General features: G+C 59.0%; 15 protein-coding genes. 7 read left to right on the top strand and 8 right to left on the bottom strand.

All coding sequences use genetic code 11. The annotated features are described in order from the left end of the window. Positions 1-26 precede the first annotated feature (26 nt). The 7 genes from GOW56_RS07615 to GOW56_RS07585 all read left to right on the top strand — a co-directional run bounded on the left by GOW56_RS07615 (position 27) and on the right by GOW56_RS07585 (position 6,789). On the top strand, positions 27-1,043 hold the full coding sequence (locus tag GOW56_RS07615; protein ID WP_171205492.1) for a Gfo/Idh/MocA family protein: 1,017 nt from the start codon (positions 27-29) through the stop codon (positions 1,041-1,043). Beyond that, complete coding sequence (locus tag GOW56_RS07610; protein WP_171205491.1) at positions 1,040-2,041, top strand: Gfo/Idh/MocA family protein; 1,002 nt, start codon at positions 1,040-1,042, stop codon at positions 2,039-2,041. The genes GOW56_RS07615 and GOW56_RS07610 overlap by 4 nt, the downstream gene beginning before the upstream one ends. After that, a complete protein-coding gene (locus tag GOW56_RS07605; protein WP_171205490.1) occupies positions 2,038-3,090 on the top strand; it encodes a Gfo/Idh/MocA family protein in 1,053 nt (350 codons plus the stop codon). Before GOW56_RS07610 ends, GOW56_RS07605 begins: the two co-directional genes overlap by 4 nt. Then, the gene (gene uxuA / locus GOW56_RS07600; protein WP_171205489.1) at positions 3,087-4,268 is read left to right on the top strand and encodes a mannonate dehydratase; all 1,182 of its coding nucleotides are present in this window, start codon (positions 3,087-3,089) and stop codon (positions 4,266-4,268) included. Before GOW56_RS07605 ends, uxuA begins: the two co-directional genes overlap by 4 nt. Before the next feature lie 224 nt (positions 4,269-4,492). Further along, positions 4,493-5,383 carry an NAD(P)-dependent oxidoreductase gene (locus tag GOW56_RS07595; RefSeq protein ID WP_171205488.1) on the top strand — a complete coding sequence of 297 codons (891 nt, stop codon included), beginning with the start codon at positions 4,493-4,495 and terminating at the stop codon, positions 5,381-5,383. 11 nt (positions 5,384-5,394) lie between these two features. Beyond that, positions 5,395-6,258 (top strand): sugar phosphate isomerase/epimerase, encoded by an 864-nt coding sequence (locus tag GOW56_RS07590; protein WP_171205487.1) that lies wholly within the window; start codon positions 5,395-5,397, stop codon positions 6,256-6,258. A 111-nt stretch (positions 6,259-6,369) separates the two neighbouring features. Continuing rightward, positions 6,370-6,789: a secondary thiamine-phosphate synthase enzyme YjbQ gene (locus GOW56_RS07585; RefSeq protein WP_171205486.1), complete on the top strand. Its 420-nt coding sequence runs from the start codon at positions 6,370-6,372 to the stop codon at positions 6,787-6,789. A 30-nt stretch (positions 6,790-6,819) separates the two neighbouring features. On the opposite strand, the gene GOW56_RS07580 is transcribed toward GOW56_RS07585, so the two are convergent. The 8 genes from GOW56_RS07580 to GOW56_RS07545 form a co-directional block, all read right to left on the bottom strand. Then, on the bottom strand, positions 6,820-7,590 hold the full coding sequence (locus GOW56_RS07580) for an SDR family oxidoreductase (RefSeq protein WP_171205485.1): 771 nt from the start codon (positions 7,588-7,590) through the stop codon (positions 6,820-6,822). Beyond that, the gene (locus GOW56_RS07575) at positions 7,587-8,627 is read right to left on the bottom strand and encodes a zinc-binding dehydrogenase (protein WP_171205484.1); all 1,041 of its coding nucleotides are present in this window, start codon (positions 8,625-8,627) and stop codon (positions 7,587-7,589) included. Before GOW56_RS07575 ends, GOW56_RS07580 begins: the two co-directional genes overlap by 4 nt. Beyond that, positions 8,624-9,724, bottom strand: a complete 1,101-nt coding sequence (locus tag GOW56_RS07570; RefSeq protein ID WP_171205483.1) for a mandelate racemase/muconate lactonizing enzyme family protein — start codon at positions 9,722-9,724, stop codon at positions 8,624-8,626. The genes GOW56_RS07575 and GOW56_RS07570 overlap by 4 nt, the downstream gene beginning before the upstream one ends. After that, positions 9,721-10,719: an ABC transporter permease gene (locus GOW56_RS07565; protein ID WP_171205482.1), complete on the bottom strand. Its 999-nt coding sequence runs from the start codon at positions 10,717-10,719 to the stop codon at positions 9,721-9,723. Before GOW56_RS07565 ends, GOW56_RS07570 begins: the two co-directional genes overlap by 4 nt. A gap of 3 nt (positions 10,720-10,722) precedes the next feature. Further along, on the bottom strand, positions 10,723-11,700 hold the full coding sequence (locus GOW56_RS07560) for an ABC transporter permease (protein ID WP_171115099.1): 978 nt from the start codon (positions 11,698-11,700) through the stop codon (positions 10,723-10,725). Beyond that, positions 11,685-13,220 (bottom strand): sugar ABC transporter ATP-binding protein, encoded by a 1,536-nt coding sequence (locus GOW56_RS07555; RefSeq protein ID WP_254447171.1) that lies wholly within the window; start codon positions 13,218-13,220, stop codon positions 11,685-11,687. The genes GOW56_RS07560 and GOW56_RS07555 overlap by 16 nt, the downstream gene beginning before the upstream one ends. 67 nt (positions 13,221-13,287) lie before the next feature. Next, complete coding sequence (locus GOW56_RS07550) at positions 13,288-14,262, bottom strand: ABC transporter substrate-binding protein (protein WP_093961695.1); 975 nt, start codon at positions 14,260-14,262, stop codon at positions 13,288-13,290. Between the two features lie 55 nt (positions 14,263-14,317). After that, complete coding sequence (locus GOW56_RS07545; RefSeq protein ID WP_217358800.1) at positions 14,318-15,784, bottom strand: aldehyde dehydrogenase family protein; 1,467 nt, start codon at positions 15,782-15,784, stop codon at positions 14,318-14,320. Positions 15,785-15,890: the final 106 nt, after the last annotated feature.

The raw sequence follows: 15,890 nt of genomic DNA, 5'->3' as shown, positions 1-15,890 counted from the left end.
ACTGACCGAGTGATCCGGGGGATTGAATGAATATTGCGCTGATTGGTTTGGGGATGGTTTCTGGCACGCATGTCGCCGCCATTCGGGCGTCGGAACAAGGCCTCAGTCTTGCCGGCGTCCTCGGGCGCAACCCTGAAAAAACAGCTGAGTTCGCGCGGCGAAACGATACCCGCGCATTCGGCTCGGTCGAGGAAATTGCAAACGACCCAAACGTTGACTTTGCGATCATCGCAACCCCGCCCGATCAGCGCACAGAGTTGGTGCGGGTTCTTTCGACCGCTTCGAAACCGATCCTGATGGAAAAACCCATCGAAAGAACGCTGGACGCCGCGACAGCCATTGTCGATCAGTGCGAGATGTCTGGCGTGCCGCTGGGCATCGTCTTTCAGCACCGCGCCCGCGCCGCCTCGCAGGCGCTGAAATCAGCCATCGAACAGGACGAGTTGGGCGCGATCGCCACGGTCGAGATCCGTGTCCCCTGGTGGCGCGATCAAAGCTACTATGACGAACCGGGTCGCGGCACTTATGCACGCGACGGTGGCGGCGTCATGATCTCGCAGGCAATCCACACGCTTGACTTAGCGATGTGGATGCTGGGGCCGATCTCGGACATTCAGGCCGTGATGAGGAAAACTCCACTACACGATCTCGAGGCCGAGGATTGGGCAGGTGCCATCTTTGAAATGGGGAACGGCGCGGTGGGCACGTTGATGGCAACCACCGCCGAATTCCCCGGGGCCGCTGAATCAATCACCATCCAGGGCACGCGCGCCAAGGCGCATCTGGAGTCAGGTGTCCTGACCCTGACCACTTTCGACGGTCAGAAATCCACCATTGGCGAAACCGCCGCCACAGGCGGAGGGGCCGATCCCATGGCGTTCACGCATGCGTGGCATCAGACGGTCATCGAGGATTTTGCCAAGGCCGTTTCCAGTGGAATGCTGCCCATGGCCACCGGACACAGTGCCCTTTTGACACACGCCGTCATAGACGCGATGCAGATCGCCAATCGAACCGGCCAGAAAACACGAGTCATCTCATGAGCCTGACCTGCGTCGCCCTTGGCCTGGACCACCGCCATATCTATGGCATGACGGAAAACATGCGCAAAATCGGCGTGGACTGCGTTGGCTATTGGACACAAGGCGATCCGGAAACGCTGGTGGGCTACGTCAAAAGGTTTCCCGATATTCCGCGGCTGGCCCGACTGGAAGACGCCCTGACCTGCGGGGCGGATCTCGCGCTGATTTCGGCAATACCGGCAGATAGGGCCGCGTTGACGATCCGCGCCATGCAAAACGGCATGGATGTCATGAGCGACAAGCCTGGCTGCACGACGTTCGAACAACTCGAGCAAATCAAGCAAACGGTCGCGGACACCGGTCGCATCTGGTCGGTGAACTTCTCCGAACGGTTCGAAACGCCCGTCAGCACCCGGGCGACCGAGCTGCTCGAGGCCGGTGCCATCGGGCGCGTGATCCAGACGGTCGGGCTTGGCCCACACCGATTGAACCGAGCGACCCGGCCAGAATGGTTTTTTCAGCGTGACCACTATGGCGGCATTCTGACCGACATCGCCTCTCATCAGATTGATCAGTTCCTGCACTACACAGGTTCGAAAACCGCAGAAATCACGAACGCCTATGTGGCGAACTGTGCAAACCCTCAAGATCCCGGACTGCAGGATTTCGGCGAGGTCAATCTGCGCAGCGAGAATGGCACCGGGTACATCAGGGTTGACTGGTTCACGCCGGATGCCTTGCCGAACTGGGGGGATGGTCGCCTGACGATCCTGGGCACGGAAGGATATATCGAGTTGCGGAAATACGTCGATGTGGGCGGAGTCCCGGGGACAGATCATCTGATCCTCGTCAATGGTGAAACCTGCCAAAAGATCGACGCATCCGACGCCGGCCTTCCCTACTTCGCGCGACTGGCCGATGACATCCGCAACCGGACCGAAACTGCGATGTCGCAGACCCACTGCTTTACGGTCATGGAACTGGCACTGTACGCGCAGGAAATGGCGGAACGCAGATGATCAACGTTGCGATCCTTGGCGCAGGTATCGGCGCGCAACATCTGAGCGCACTGGAACGGCTTGACCGTACTTTCCGGGTAACCGCCGTGGTCGACCAGAATAAGGACCGGATCGAACAGATCCGGCAGAACTCGGATTTTCGAGCACTGACCAATATTCAGGACGCACTGGATGATCCGACGATTGATGTCATCGACATCTGCCTGCCGCCCCACCTGCATGTACCGACTACCCTTGCAGCACTGGCCGCACGAAAACACGTTGTCTGCGAAAAGCCTCTTGCGACCTCGATGCGGGATGTGGATCGGATCACGGCAGCCGCACGCGACGCGGGCAAGGAGGTGTTTCCGGTTTTTCAATACCGGTGGGGCCCGTCACTGGCCCAATTGCGCCACCTGCAACGCGCAGGCCTGACCGGAGCGGTCCAAACTGCCGCGCTTGAAACCCATTGGTCCCGAGGGGCGGACTATTACGCGGTACCGTGGCGGGGAACATGGGCCGGTGAACGCGGCGGCGCGGTTCTGGGCCATGCCATCCACAACCATGATCTGCTGACTCATATCGCGGGTGATATCGCCTGGGTGTCTGCGATGACCACAACGCGGGTCAACCCGATCGAGACCGAAGACTGCGCCGCGATCTGCTTCGGCATGACGTCCGGAGCCTTGTGCACAAGCAATATCACCTTGGGCGCAGCCACGGACGAAACCCGCCTGCGGTTCGTCTTTGAAAAACTGACCGCCACTTCTGGCACCGAACCCTATGCCCCGGGTCAAACGCCCTGGACATTCGTCGCGCGGGACCCTGTGGATCAATCCGCTATCGACGAGGCCCTTGCAGCCGCCGCTGCCGAACCAACGGGGTTCGAAGGGTTCTTTACTGAAATCGGCAAGGCGCTGCGGTCCGAGGCAAATTCGGCCGTTACGCTGAAGGATGGCGCTGCGTCCATCGGCCTTGTGACGGCGATTTATCACGCGGCGCGCAGCGGGCATCGCGTTGCCCTTCCCATCAGGCCCGATCACCCGCTGTATGAAGGATGGCTGCCATGAAACAATGTTGGCGTTGGTTCGGACCCGATGATCCGATCGCCCTGGCCGATCTCCATCAGGTCGGGGTTCAGGGCATCGTCACCGCGCTGCATCACATCCCTCCGGGACAGCCCTGGGACGAACCAAGCATAGCCGACCGGCAAGCCGTTCTGGCCGCTGCCGGGTACAGTTGGGACGTTGTCGAAAGCCTACCCGTCTCCGAGGCGATCAAGACGCAGTCGGCGGACATGGCCGAGCATCTGAAGGCGTACAAATCCAGCCTCCGGGCCCTGTCCGCCCGTGGCGTCAAAGCCGTTTGCTACAACTTCATGCCGATCCTGGATTGGACGCGCACCGCCCTTCGCGCCCCGCAGCCGCATGGCGGAACGGCCATGCTGTTCGACCTGACCGACTTTGCTGTATTTGACATACATATTCTCGAACGTCCGGGCGCGTCCGAAGACTATTCCAGCGCCGTCCAGCAAACGGCCAAGGATCGCTTCTTGCACATGTCGGATGAATCCAAAGCCCATTTGCAGCACAATGTCACTGCGGGATTGCCCGGCGCCAACGATCAGTGGAGCGTGCAGGACGTGCGCGCTTTGTTGCAGACATATGCGCATATCGACCGTGACCGGTTGCGCGCAAACCTTGTCGACTTCCTGTCCGAGGTCGCCCCATTCGCCCAAGAACTGGGGCTGCGCTTGTGCTGCCATCCTGATGACCCGCCATTCTCGTTGCTTGGCCTGCCGCGGATCATGTCCAGCTCCGATGACTACGGCGCCGTTTTGGATGCCGTTGACATACCGTCGAATGGCGCAACGTTGTGTACCGGGTCTCTGGGTGTTTCCCCGGAATTCGATGGGCCGGATTTCGTGCGCCGGCATGGCGACCGGATTCACTTTGTTCACTTGCGAAACACCCGACGCATTGCGGGGTCGGACAGACAGAAGCCGGATTTCTATGAGGCTCCGCATCTGGAGGGCGACACCGACATGGTCGGCACCATTCGCGAGCTGATGAACGAACAACGCCGCCGCAAATCCCAAGGACGCAGCGACTGGCAAATTCCGATGCGGCCTGACCACGGACAAGAACTGCTGAGCGATCTGGGCGGACACAGCACTCCGGGCTATCCGCTGATCGGGCGTATGCGCGGGCTGGCGGAACTGCGCGGCATTATGGCCGCGTTCTCATAACGCGTCCGGTCAGGCGGTTTCTTCCCGCCCGGAACACTTCTTTGCTTGCCTGAACGCCGCATTCTTCGTTTACTTACGGCACGTAAACGGGCAGCGGGGTGTCTTCCGGACTCGCCCGACGTCTGTTCAAGACGCGTGAAACTCCCGCGAAAACCGATGCGATTGGGCATCATTTTTCGAAACGTCTGCCATACGGAAATGGCGGAAAAACGGGAGGACTCCAAATGAAAACTGCAGGCGTAATCGGTCTTGGCGACATGGGCAGCGGCCTTGCCAAGAACCTGATCAAGAATGGCTTTGAAACATCAGGTTTCGACCTGAGCGAGACACGCATGACGGCATTTGCCGACATGGGCGGCCTGCCCAAGAACAGCGTTGGAAAGGTTGGTCGTCACGCCGACAGCGTATTTGTCATGGTGATGAACGGAGATCAGGCACGCGATGTCATTCTGGGTGAAGACGGACTGGTTGCGAATATGCCCAAAGGCGGAACGGTCATCCTGTCGGCGACCATTACCCCGGCCGAAGCCCGCGCTATCGGGCAAGACATGGAGGGCTCGGGCATTCATCTGATCGACACGCCGGTCTCGGGTGGGTTTCCCGGCGCGCAAAACGGCACATTGACGATGATGGCTGCCGCCGCAGCGGATGTGCTGGACCGAAACGCCGAAGTCATGCAGGCAGTGTCAGCAACCATTCATCGGGTCGGAGAAAACGCCGGCGACGGCCAAACCGTGAAAGCCTGCCTGCAATCCCTTATCGGATCGATCTTTTCCGCCACATTCGAGGCTGCGGCCCTGGCGGCCAAAGCCGGTGTCAGCGGTCAAGCATTGGTTGACGTGTTCTCATCCTCCAGCGCGGGGTGCGGTGTGGTGAATACCGCCCTTGAAAACATCATTGATCGCAAGTTCGAGGCTACCGGCAGCCACATCGCAACCATGCACAAGGACCTGACGATCTCTCTGGCACTGGCCGGTACGTTGGGCGTTCCGATGCATACAGCCTCGTCCGCAATGCAGATCTTTCACGCCGGAAAAACCAAATACCCGAACGGCGACAATTGGGTGTGTACCCGCGTCATCGAAGAGATCGTTGGCGCAGAATTGCATCGCTGAGGAGGCTGAACATGAAACTAGGTGTGATTTGCGACGGCATTTCCCGCGATTTGCGGCATGCCGTTGACGTGATGGACGAATTCGGTCTGGAATATGCAGAGCTTCAGTTCGTTGGTGATACGGAGGTTGGGGACCATTCCCCGCAGCAAATTGCCGAGATCGACGCGCTCTTGCGTGACCGGGGCAAGCCTGTGTCCTGTCTGTCGCGCCATATCTTTGCCGGGATGACAGCTGCAAACAGGCCCGGTGACGACCTGCACACCGGGCACATGGACGCCTTGAAACGCGTAATCGACATGGCGCATGTTGTTGGGTCTCCGCTGGTTCGGATCATGACCCAACGAAAAGAGCAGATACTCTGGGGAAAAAACGGCGCCGAAAAGTGGAACGTAGCACATGGGGTATGGGACTCGATGCCTCCGTTAATCGCGCCAGCGGTTGAACTGGCAAGGGCCGAGGGCGTGACGTTAGTCGTAGAAACCGGAAACGGCACCCTAGTCAACTCCAACTATACAGCCCGCAAGCTGATTGACGAGTTGGACGCAAAAGATGCTTTGAAGGTGCTGTGGGACCCCGGAAACAACTGCTGGTGCCATGAACTGGCATATCCGGACGGTTATGAAGAGTTGCGCGGTGGTTATCTGGGTCACATTCACATCAAGGACGTAAAGGTCGACACACCGCGGGCAACGCTGGAAGTGCGCCGCATGGGGGAAGGTCAGCTTGCGCCTCTGTTCCAACCCATCGCGGGCGCGCTCAGGTCCGACGGCTATGATGGCGTCATTTCCTTCGAGAGTGTTTATCACCCCGGCAACGGAAATTTCGAAGATGGTTTTCGCCTGTGTGTGGGCAGGTTCAAAAGCCTGTTTGCATGACTCACAGTCAATATGCGTTACAAATCAGAATTTTGAACCCCGCAGCTGAACGCGAAATGGGGTGTGTGAGACTGGGCGCGTTCGCGCGGGATCAAAGGAAGGGCTTGCCGGATGAAACAAGAGTTTTTTGACCTGTCCATTGAAACGCCCGGCAAATCCCTCACCGACATCAGCGGAATTGTTCAGCGTGCGGTGTCCGAACATGAGCTTGTCTCGGGCCTGCTGACCCTTTGGTGCGTCCACACAGGTGCCGCGCTGTTGGTGCAAGCCAATGCCGATCCCGAAGTGGTCAAGGATATCGAGACGTTCTTCGAGAAACTCGTACCCAAGTCACCAGGCAAGTATCACCACCGCCCGACCGAAGACGACAACGCCCCGTCGCATCTGCGGGCGCTGTTGACACAAACTCAGGTATCGATCCCGGTCGAACAGGGGCAGCTTCCGCTGGGCCGCGTGCAAAGCCTGTACCTGTTCGAACATCGCGAGGCACCTAAAACCCGCCGATTGAAGGTGCACTACATCGGGGATTGATGCCTTGGGTCCCATGGAGGGTTGACGGTGCTACCGCCCCATCCAGCCCCCGTCGACAACAAGGATTTCACCGTTGACGTAGTCCGACGCTGCAGAAGCCAAAAAGACTACAGGTCCGGCGAAATCACCAGGCGTACCCCAACGGCCTTGGGGTGTTCGTTCCAGAATCGACTTTGATCGGACCGGATCGTCCTGCAGGGCTTGAGTATTGTCGGTCGCGATGTAGCCGGGGGCGATCGCATTCACGTTCACACCCTGCCCGGCCCATTCATTGGCCAAGGCCTTGGTCAGCTGTCCAATCCCGCCTTTCGACGCCGCATATCCGGGCACGGTGATGCCGCCCTGAAACGTCAGCAGCGAGGCGGTGAAGATGATCTTGCCTGAGCCGCGCGCCAGCATGTCCTTGCCGATCTCTCGGGACAGAACGAACTGCGAGGACAAGTTGACCTCAATCACTTCGTCCCACCAGTCGTCCGGGTGTTCGGCGGCAGGCTTGCGTTTGATCGTACCGGCATTATTGACAAGGATATCAGGGGTTTGTCCATCGGCTCTTAACTGATCAATAAACCCATGCAGTGCAGAGCGGTCCGAGAAGTCGCATTGGTAAGCCCGGAAATTGCGCCCCATCGCGGTGACGGCTTTTTCGACCTCCGAGCCGGACAGCTCGAGCGAGGCGGACACTCCGATGATGTCTGCTCCAGCCGATGCCAATGCCTCGGCCATGCCGCGCCCGATGCCGCGTTTGCATCCGGTCACAAGCGCAGTCTTTCCCGTCAGGTCGAAACTTTGCAAAACACTCATGAACGCGGTCCTACTTCGATCAGGCTTTTCATTGCGGTTGGGCTGCGATCCAGTGCTTCGAACGCAGCCTGAATGTCTGACAGAGGACTGACGTCGGTAATCACAACATCCGCGTCCACTCCGCCCGAGGCGACAACTGCGATGGCTTTCTCGTAATCCTCCGGCTCATAGACCCGAGCACCGATCAGTTGCAGCTCTCGCCAGAAGAATTGGAACAGGTCGATCTGGGGCTTTTGGGCATGGATCGCGACCATCACGATCCGGGCCCGCGTCGCGGCAACGGCGGTCATCGCATCAACACCGGGCTGCGTTCCCGATACCTCGAAAACCACATCCGCCCCTTTGTCGCCCGTGCGCGCGTTGATCGTCGTCACCAGATCGGTTTCGATTGGGTTGATCGTGTCAAAACCAAGCTTTTCAGCAATCGCCAGACGGTTCGGATTCACTTCGGAGATCACGACATTGCCACCCGCGTCCCGCGCGACCATGGCAACCAGTATACCGATCGGGCCGCCGCCGATGACGACAACGTCCTCGCCAAGTTGCAGGCCAGACAGCCGCACATCGTGGCAGGCAACGGCGACCGGCTCGATCAGCGCCGCGTGATCCATGCGCAAGTCATCCGGCAGAACGTGCAACGTGTGGGCCGGAACAGTCCAGATCTCTTGCATCGCGCCATCGGTGTCGAGGCCGAGAAACTTGAGATTCTGACAGATATGCTGATGCCCCCGCTTGCAAGCTGGGCATTCTCCGCAGTGATCAAGCGGTCGGACAACGACCTTCCGGCCGGGTTGGACCGTATCGACGCCCTCGCCCACCGCTTCGACGACACCTGACATCTCATGCCCAATCACACGGTTCAGGCCGACACGGGCATCCATGTTGCCGTGGTAGACATGCATATCCGTCCCGCAAATCCCGCAAAACGCAACGCGAATGGCGGCCTCGCCGGGGCCCGGAGCCGTCGCCTGGGCCTGTTCCACGGCAAAGCTCTTGTTGCCCCTGTAGTACGCCGCAGAGATCGTCTGGGTCGTCATGTATGCATCTCCCTGTGTTCCGCATTCAGTTTGTCCCAGTCGAATTCCACTCCGGTCCCCGGCGTATCCGGGGCCACGGCCAGGCAGTCTTCCACGACAAGCGGACGGGTCGTGTACTGGTCTATCGGGAATGAGTGTACTTCCAGCCACCCCGCGTTGGGTTGCGCCGAAACGAGGCTGACGTGCAATTCCTGCATGCCATGGCTGCAAACCGGAATGCCATGCTGAGCGCTCAGCGCGGCCACGCGCAACCAGCCGGTGATCCCGCCGCAATTTGAGGCATCGGGCTGGATGAAACTCAGCTTCGCGTCATCAAAGGCGTACTCGAATTCGTGAATGGTGTGCAGGTTTTCACCCATGGCAAGGGGAACGCCCGTGGCTTCGGCAATTCGGCCATAGCCTTTGTAGTCGTCTGGAATAGTCGGTTCCTCGAACCACAGGATATCGCAGTCGGCGAACCCTCGGGCGGCCTCGATGGCCTGTTCGACGCTCATGGAGTAATTCGCATCGACCATGAAGAACCGGTCCGGTCCCAGCATCTCGCGCACCGCCCGGGCGCGCGCCAGATCATCGGCCAGATCCGGTTGGCCGACCTTGATCTTGACCGCGTTGAACCCACGCGCAAGGTAGCCTTCGGTCTGCCGCAGCAGTTTCTCCAACGAGAAATTCAGGTCGATCCCGCCGGCGTAGGCCTTGCACCGTTTGGACGCTCCACCAGCCATTTGCCACAGTGGTGCATTCTGCGTTCTGCCACGAATGTCCCAAAGGGCAATATCCACGGCCGAGATGGCGAACGAGGCGATCCCGCCCCGTGCAACGTAGTGCACATGCCATTGCATGGCATCGTACAGGCTTTCGATCTGTTCGGCGTCTTGTCCAACCAGGAACGGCGCAAGGTCATGCTGGATCATCGCCAGAATGGCATGACCGCCCTTGCCGCCCGTATAGGTGTACCCAACCCCCTCAACCCCATCCGACGTTTGAATGGTGACGGTGATCAATTGAAAGAACGTGTGATCCCCATGTTTGGCATCAACCAGGACTTCGGCGAGCGGGACGTTGAACAGCCGCGCTGAAACACTTTCTATGCGATTCACGAACCCAAGACCTTCTGCTGCCTGGCAATAACCCGAGACTGTAAAAGGATGACCGCAAAAAGAAAGCCTCCACGTATGACCATCTGCCAATAGGCGCTGAAACTAATGGTCCCCTGACCGTTTTCAAAGTTCAGAACGTTGAAGACCAGCCCCAGCAGCAGCGCGCCGGCCACCGTCGCGGGGATCGACCCCATTCCACCCGTCAACAGAGTGCCGCCCACAACGACGGATGCGATGGCCGACAATTCCCATCCGACGCCCTCAAGGGGTTGTCCGGCTCCAAAGCCCGAGGCCAGAAAGACGCCAGCCAGCCCAGCACAGCCACCCGATAGAAGGTAAACGAAAGCCTTGGCCCGGTTGACTTTCAGGCCCATGAGGTTCGAGGCATCCTCGCTGCCCCCGATCGCCAACACGGTCCGCCCGATGGTTGTTCTTTCCAGCACCAGCCAAAGTGCCAGCGTCAGTCCGGCCACGATGACGATTGCCCATGGAAACAGGCCGAACGCCTGCCCCATGCCAAGCTTAGTAAAGTTCGACCCCCAATCGACTGAAATTGTCTGGGCGCCCGAAATCACCAATGCGCCGCCTTTTGCGGCAAGCATCGTCGCCAGAGTGGCGATGAAGGGCGGAATCCGAAGGATGATAATGCAAAAGGCGTTGATCGCTCCGAAGCTCACCCCGGCAAGTACGGCCCCCGGCAGCGCAACCTGAATCCCGTATGGGCTGAGATAGGCCGCAACAACCGAGGTAAAGGCCGCCACGGATCCGACCGACAGATCAATCCCGCCGGTCATGATCACAAAACACATGCCAAGCGCAATCGCGATGAACATCGCGTTGTAATTCAGGAAAGACGAGAAGTTGTAGGCGCTGCCAAAGTTGTCATATCGCATCAGCCCGAACAGGATCAAAGCCAGAAGTGCGATCCAAACCGTCACCGAGGCAGAATTGCGCCGAAGGTACTTTCGCAGGTCAAAAGCTGTTTCATCCAACATCGATCAAGCCCTCCGGAACTGCTGGACCCAAACGGCCAGGATAATGATGACGGCCTTGGCTATTAGCGCAACTTCGTCCTCTACCCCGTTGGCCAGCAACGTATATTTGACCAACTGGATGATCACGGCTCCCAGAATGGCGCCAAAGATCGGCGCCCGGCCGCCTTGCAAAAGCGCCCCGCCGACAACCGCGGCCGCGATGGCATCAAGTTCCATCAGATTGCCGTTGCGCGCAGCGTCCGAGGCCGAGTTGATCGCAACCACGATAAGACCCGCCAGGCCCGCAAGCACCGCGCAGATGACATAGGCCCCGATCTTGACCCGCCGGACGGGACCACCCGACAGATAAGCCGCGCGTTCATTGCCGCCTATTGCCAGCAGGTAACGGCCCCATGTGGTTCTGGTGATCACCCAGAACAGCACACAGGCAATGGCCAGCGCCAGCCAGCCTTGAAACGGCAAGCCAAGCACTTTTCCGGTTCCAAGATAACTGAATGAAGGGTTTGAAAATGTCTGTAGGTTCCCGTTCGTCAAAACCTGGGCAATACCGCGACCAGAGATGAAGAGAATGAGCGTTGCCACAATGGGCTGAACGTTCAATATGGCAACCATCACTCCGTTGAACACCCCGCATAGCCCCGCGATGAACAGCGGCAGGATTATGGCCAAAGTGACGCCGAGCATTGGATTCGCGGTCCCCAGATCCGACAGAAATATCAGCGGGGCCAACGCCCCCGCCAGAGCCATGACCGCGCCAACCGACAGATCAATCCCACCCGTGGCGATGACCAGCGTCATACCCATGGCCACGATGGCGATCGTGGCAACCTGGCTAATATTTACGAACAAAGTTTGCAGTTGCAGGAAATTGGGGGTGAAAAACGCGTTGAACACCAGCAGGGCGACCAACGCGGCGATGCCGCCGTGAAAGCGGAAGGGCATCGATGCAACCCGTTGCGGCAACTTCATTGCGCGGTCCATGAACCAGTTCCTTCTTCATGATGCGCAAGCGCGCGCACCAGTATGTTCTCGGTAATCCCGGGGTTTGTCAGTTCCTTGACCGAGCGCCCCTCGTGCATGACAACGATGCGGTCGGCGCCTTCCACCAGTTCTTCGAACTCCGAACTGATGAGGACAACGCCGAACCCCTTTTCGACATAAGACCGAATGAACGACTGGATCTCTCGCTTGGCGCCGACATCCACGCCTCGGGTCGGCTCGTCCAGTATCAAGATGTCGGGCTGCGTCGCCAGCCAGCGGGCAAGCAACACCTTTTGCTGGTTGCCGCCGGACAACTCGCGAATGGGCTGATCCATATGCGCTGCCTTGATGCCCAGATCGTCGATGAACGCCTGAACGATCTCGCGCTCGCGGGCAAAGTCGATCTGACCACGGCTGGCCAGTTTCGGCAGCAGGGCCAGCGTCATGTTCTCGCGCACGGACATGTCTGGAATGATCCCTTCGGCCTTGCGATCTTCGGTCAGAAAGCCAACCCCGTTTGCGATTGCGTCACCCGGACCGGACGGTTGCCCTACCGCACCGTGCAGCTCGATTACGCCGCTGCGTGCCCCGTCCACACCGAACAAAGCGCGCGCGGCCTCGGTCCGACCCGAGCCCAGCAACCCGCCCAGCCCAACGATCTCCCCACGGTGGAGCGTGAGGTCAAAATGCGTCAGCCGCGGGCCTGTCGAAACAGAGTCGGCCCGCAAAACGATATCGCCTTTCTTGGCCTTTGCGCCCGCAAAATCCGTCAGACCGTCTGCCGCGATCTCGTCCTTGTTGCGGCCCAGCATGTCCGCGATCATTTCCAGTTTGGTCGTGTCCCGGACGTTGCGCGTGCTGACGGTACGCCCGTCTCGCATCGTTGTGACCCGATCGCAGATCTGGAACAGCTCATCGAGGAAATGCGAGACATACAGGACGGAAACGCCCTGTTTCTTTAACTCGCGCACCACACCGAACAGAACTTCGACTTCGCTGGCATCCAGTGAAGACGTTGGTTCGTCCATGATGACCAGTTTCGCGTCCAGCGAAACGGCCCGCGCAATCGCAACCAACTGCTGGATCGCTGTCGAGAAATTTCCCAGCGGCTCGGTCACGTCGATTTTTATGCCAAAGCGCGCAAGAACCTCGCGTGCGCGCCTGTTGCCCTCGCGCCAGTCGACCAGAAAGCCGAGACGTTTGGGCTCGTACCCCATGATGATGTTCTCGGTCACTGACCGCAGAGGCACAAGGTTGAGCTCTTGATAGATCGTAGCAATTCCGGATTCCTGCGCTTCGCGCGGGGTGGAAATGCGGCTTGGCAAACCGGCCAGATGGACGTCACCGACATCCCGGTCGTACACTCCGGTCAGAACCTTGATCATCGTCGATTTACCCGCACCGTTCTGGCCGATCAGCGCATGAACCTCGCCAGGTGCGATCTCAAGGCTGGCCTGGCTGAGTGCCGGTACACCGGCAAAGGACTTTTCAATTCCCGACATCGAGACGAGCGCATTCATGAGATGTCTTCCTCCGATTGCTTGCAGGCGGCGCCGACCACAGGCCAGCACCACCCACCAGGGAGAATCAATAGGCTTCGTCGATGTGATCGGCCGCGTTGTCCTTGGTAAAGATGCGATCTTCGACCTTCACCCATTCCGGGATCGTCTCGCCAGCCGCGTATTTCTTCATGACTTCACAGGCCAATGGGCCAAAGAAGGGCGAGCTTTCCACCGTTACCCCCATCTTGCCATCGATAATGGCCTGAAGCGCGTCGCGTGTCCCGTCGATCGAAACGATGGTCACGTCCTCGCCGGGCTTTCGCCCAGCCAGTTCCAAGGCCTGAATCGCGCCGATCGCCATCTCGTCATTATGGGCGTAAACCACGTTCACGTCGGGATGCGCCTGAAGCAGGGTTTCCATCACCTGACGCCCCAGGTCGCGCGCAAAATCACCGGTCTGAGAGGCCACGATCTCAAAGCGGTCATCCGCTGCAATCGCGTCGTCGAAACCCTTTTTGCGGTCATTTGCAGGCGAGGACCCTGTCGTGCCTTCCAACTGGACGATGATGCCTTTGTCGCCCTCGAAATTTTCCATCAGCCATTGCGCTGCCCGGTTGCCCTGATCAATGAAGTCCGATCCAAGAAATGCCACGAAATGTTCGCCTGGCTTGGCGACGGCTGGATCAACCGAGCGGTCCACCAGAAAGGTCGGAATGCCGGCGGCACGGGCCTTCATAACGGCCGGGATCAGCGGCTTTTCTTCCCGCGGGGGCAGGAACAGAACGTCGATACCTTGTGCGATCATGCTGTCCACATCCGCAACCTGCTTGGCAGCAGATCCAGCCGCATCCGTCGCGATCAGATCCCAGCCGCAGGCCTCGGCCGTGTCATGGAACGATTTCGTCTCGGCAATGCGCCACGGGTTGTTCGACTCCATCTGCGCAAAGCCGACCTTGTAGCGATCCTTCTGCTCAAGCGGCGGCAGATCCTGCGCCATCGCCGTAGTGCCCAAGAGCGCACCCGCGACAACAGTCGAGATCAAAAGAGTTCTGCGTTTCATGGTTATTCCTCCTCCATTGGTGCGGTCGCCTCCGTTTTGACCGCGAGTTTTCAGGTCATGCCCAATTCATGTAAGTCGTCTGTTTCCTCAGATAGCCATCGAAGCCATAAGCGCCGTCTTCGCCCCCAACACCGGACAGCCCCCAACCGGTGTGAAATCCCTGTACGGCTTCGCCATTCGATCGGTTCAGGTACAATTCGCCGAACTTCAAACTGCTCGGGGCCTCCATCAATCGGCGGTGCGATGCCGTAAAGAGATAGGCAGACAGCCCGAATGAAGTGTCATTCGCAAAACTTATCGCCTGATCAAAATCCTCGACTCGCATGGCTGTCGCGACGGGACCAAAGACCTCCTCTTGCATCGCGGCATTGCCGTTGTCGGAGACCTCGAGAACGGTCGGGGACATCCAGTGCCCCTTGCGATGCGCGCCGTCCGTCAAGGGCCCACCTTCGAGATGGACCGTGGCACCTTCGGCGATGCTGCGTTGGATGATTTTTGCGACCTTGGTCACCTCGACTTTGCTGACTTTGGGACCCAGATCGCAGTCCTCCATGGGATCCCCGATCGACAAAGCGCAGGCTGCGGACACGAATTTTTCAAGGAACTGATCCGCAATGTCGTGATGCAGATACATCCGCTCGTTGCAGGTGCAAATCTGGCCGCAATTGGCAAACCGGGCGCCAATGGCGGCTGAGACTGCGGCATCAATGTCCGCATCCTCCATCACTATGAACGGAGCCTTACCGCCAAGCTCGAGCCGGACGACCTTGATTCGGTCGGCCGCGGCGCGAAATATCTCTTTCCCGGCGCGTGTGCTGCCGGTCATCGTGATCAGTGACGTATCGGGGTGTTCGACCAGCCGCTGCCCCACCACCGGCCCCTTCCCCGTCAGAACATTCAGAACACCGGGCGGAAACCCGACCTTGTCGGCAAGCTCGGCGACTGCAAGACCGGACAACGGCGTGATTTCGTGCCCCAACAGAACAACGGTGTTGCCCGCGACCAGCGCGGGTCCGACCTTCCTGGCGGCCAATGCCAAGGGGTAGTTCCAGGCCGTCAACGCAACAACAACGCCGTAAGGATGACGCCGGATCTGAATTTCCTCGGACTTGTTGTCCGATGCCACTATGTCACCCGAAATCCTCCGGGCCTCTTCAGCTGCATGGCAAAGAAAAGTGACGGCGGCATCTACTTCACCTCGGGCTTGCGAGATCGGCTTGCCCTGCTCGGCCGTGATCAGAGCTGCCAGACGACCGGCGTCGGCCCGGATAGCCTCGGCGAGCTTCAGAACCAATCGCGCCCGCTCGATCGCCGGGCGCGAACACCACGCGCCAAAAGCGCGGCGAGCCGCCTCGACCGCTGCATCCGCATGAGCGGCAGTGCCATCTGGAACTTGCGCAACAATCTCTTCATTTGCAGGGTTCTCGACATCAACCGTGCCCGCGTCAAAGTCGGCAAAGCGACCATCGACAAACATCGAATGGCGAATGACTTGACCCAACTCCCCCACTACAGATCGCAATTTCGCCTCCCGCGCTTGCTCGGCCAAACCACAGTGGCGACCGCACCGTCGATCAAAACACTAATAATATTATTTCGTCAACACTAATATTAATTATTAGTCACTA

This window comes from Ruegeria sp. HKCCA0235A (genome assembly GCF_013033235.1).
GTDB lineage: Bacteria > Pseudomonadota > Alphaproteobacteria > Rhodobacterales > Rhodobacteraceae > Ruegeria.
The sequence above is the reverse complement of the archived record's forward strand: the minus strand, read 5'-3'. Positions and strand labels throughout refer to the sequence as shown.

Coding starts and splice junctions, on each gene's coding strand:
- GOW56_RS07615 (WP_171205492.1), top strand. CDS start 27: ATGAATATTGCGCTGATTGGTTTGGGGATGGTTTCTGGCACGCATGTC.
- GOW56_RS07610 (WP_171205491.1), top strand. CDS start 1,040: ATGAGCCTGACCTGCGTCGCCCTTGGCCTGGACCACCGCCATATCTAT.
- GOW56_RS07605 (WP_171205490.1), top strand. CDS start 2,038: ATGATCAACGTTGCGATCCTTGGCGCAGGTATCGGCGCGCAACATCTG.
- uxuA (WP_171205489.1), top strand. CDS start 3,087: ATGAAACAATGTTGGCGTTGGTTCGGACCCGATGATCCGATCGCCCTG.
- GOW56_RS07595 (WP_171205488.1), top strand. CDS start 4,493: ATGAAAACTGCAGGCGTAATCGGTCTTGGCGACATGGGCAGCGGCCTT.
- GOW56_RS07590 (WP_171205487.1), top strand. CDS start 5,395: ATGAAACTAGGTGTGATTTGCGACGGCATTTCCCGCGATTTGCGGCAT.
- GOW56_RS07585 (WP_171205486.1), top strand. CDS start 6,370: ATGAAACAAGAGTTTTTTGACCTGTCCATTGAAACGCCCGGCAAATCC.
- GOW56_RS07580 (WP_171205485.1), bottom strand. CDS start 7,590: ATGAGTGTTTTGCAAAGTTTCGACCTGACGGGAAAGACTGCGCTTGTG.
- GOW56_RS07575 (WP_171205484.1), bottom strand. CDS start 8,627: ATGACGACCCAGACGATCTCTGCGGCGTACTACAGGGGCAACAAGAGC.
- GOW56_RS07565 (WP_171205482.1), bottom strand. CDS start 10,719: ATGTTGGATGAAACAGCTTTTGACCTGCGAAAGTACCTTCGGCGCAAT.
- GOW56_RS07560 (WP_171115099.1), bottom strand. CDS start 11,700: ATGGACCGCGCAATGAAGTTGCCGCAACGGGTTGCATCGATGCCCTTC.
- GOW56_RS07555 (WP_254447171.1), bottom strand. CDS start 13,220: ATGAATGCGCTCGTCTCGATGTCGGGAATTGAAAAGTCCTTTGCCGGT.
- GOW56_RS07550 (WP_093961695.1), bottom strand. CDS start 14,262: ATGAAACGCAGAACTCTTTTGATCTCGACTGTTGTCGCGGGTGCGCTC.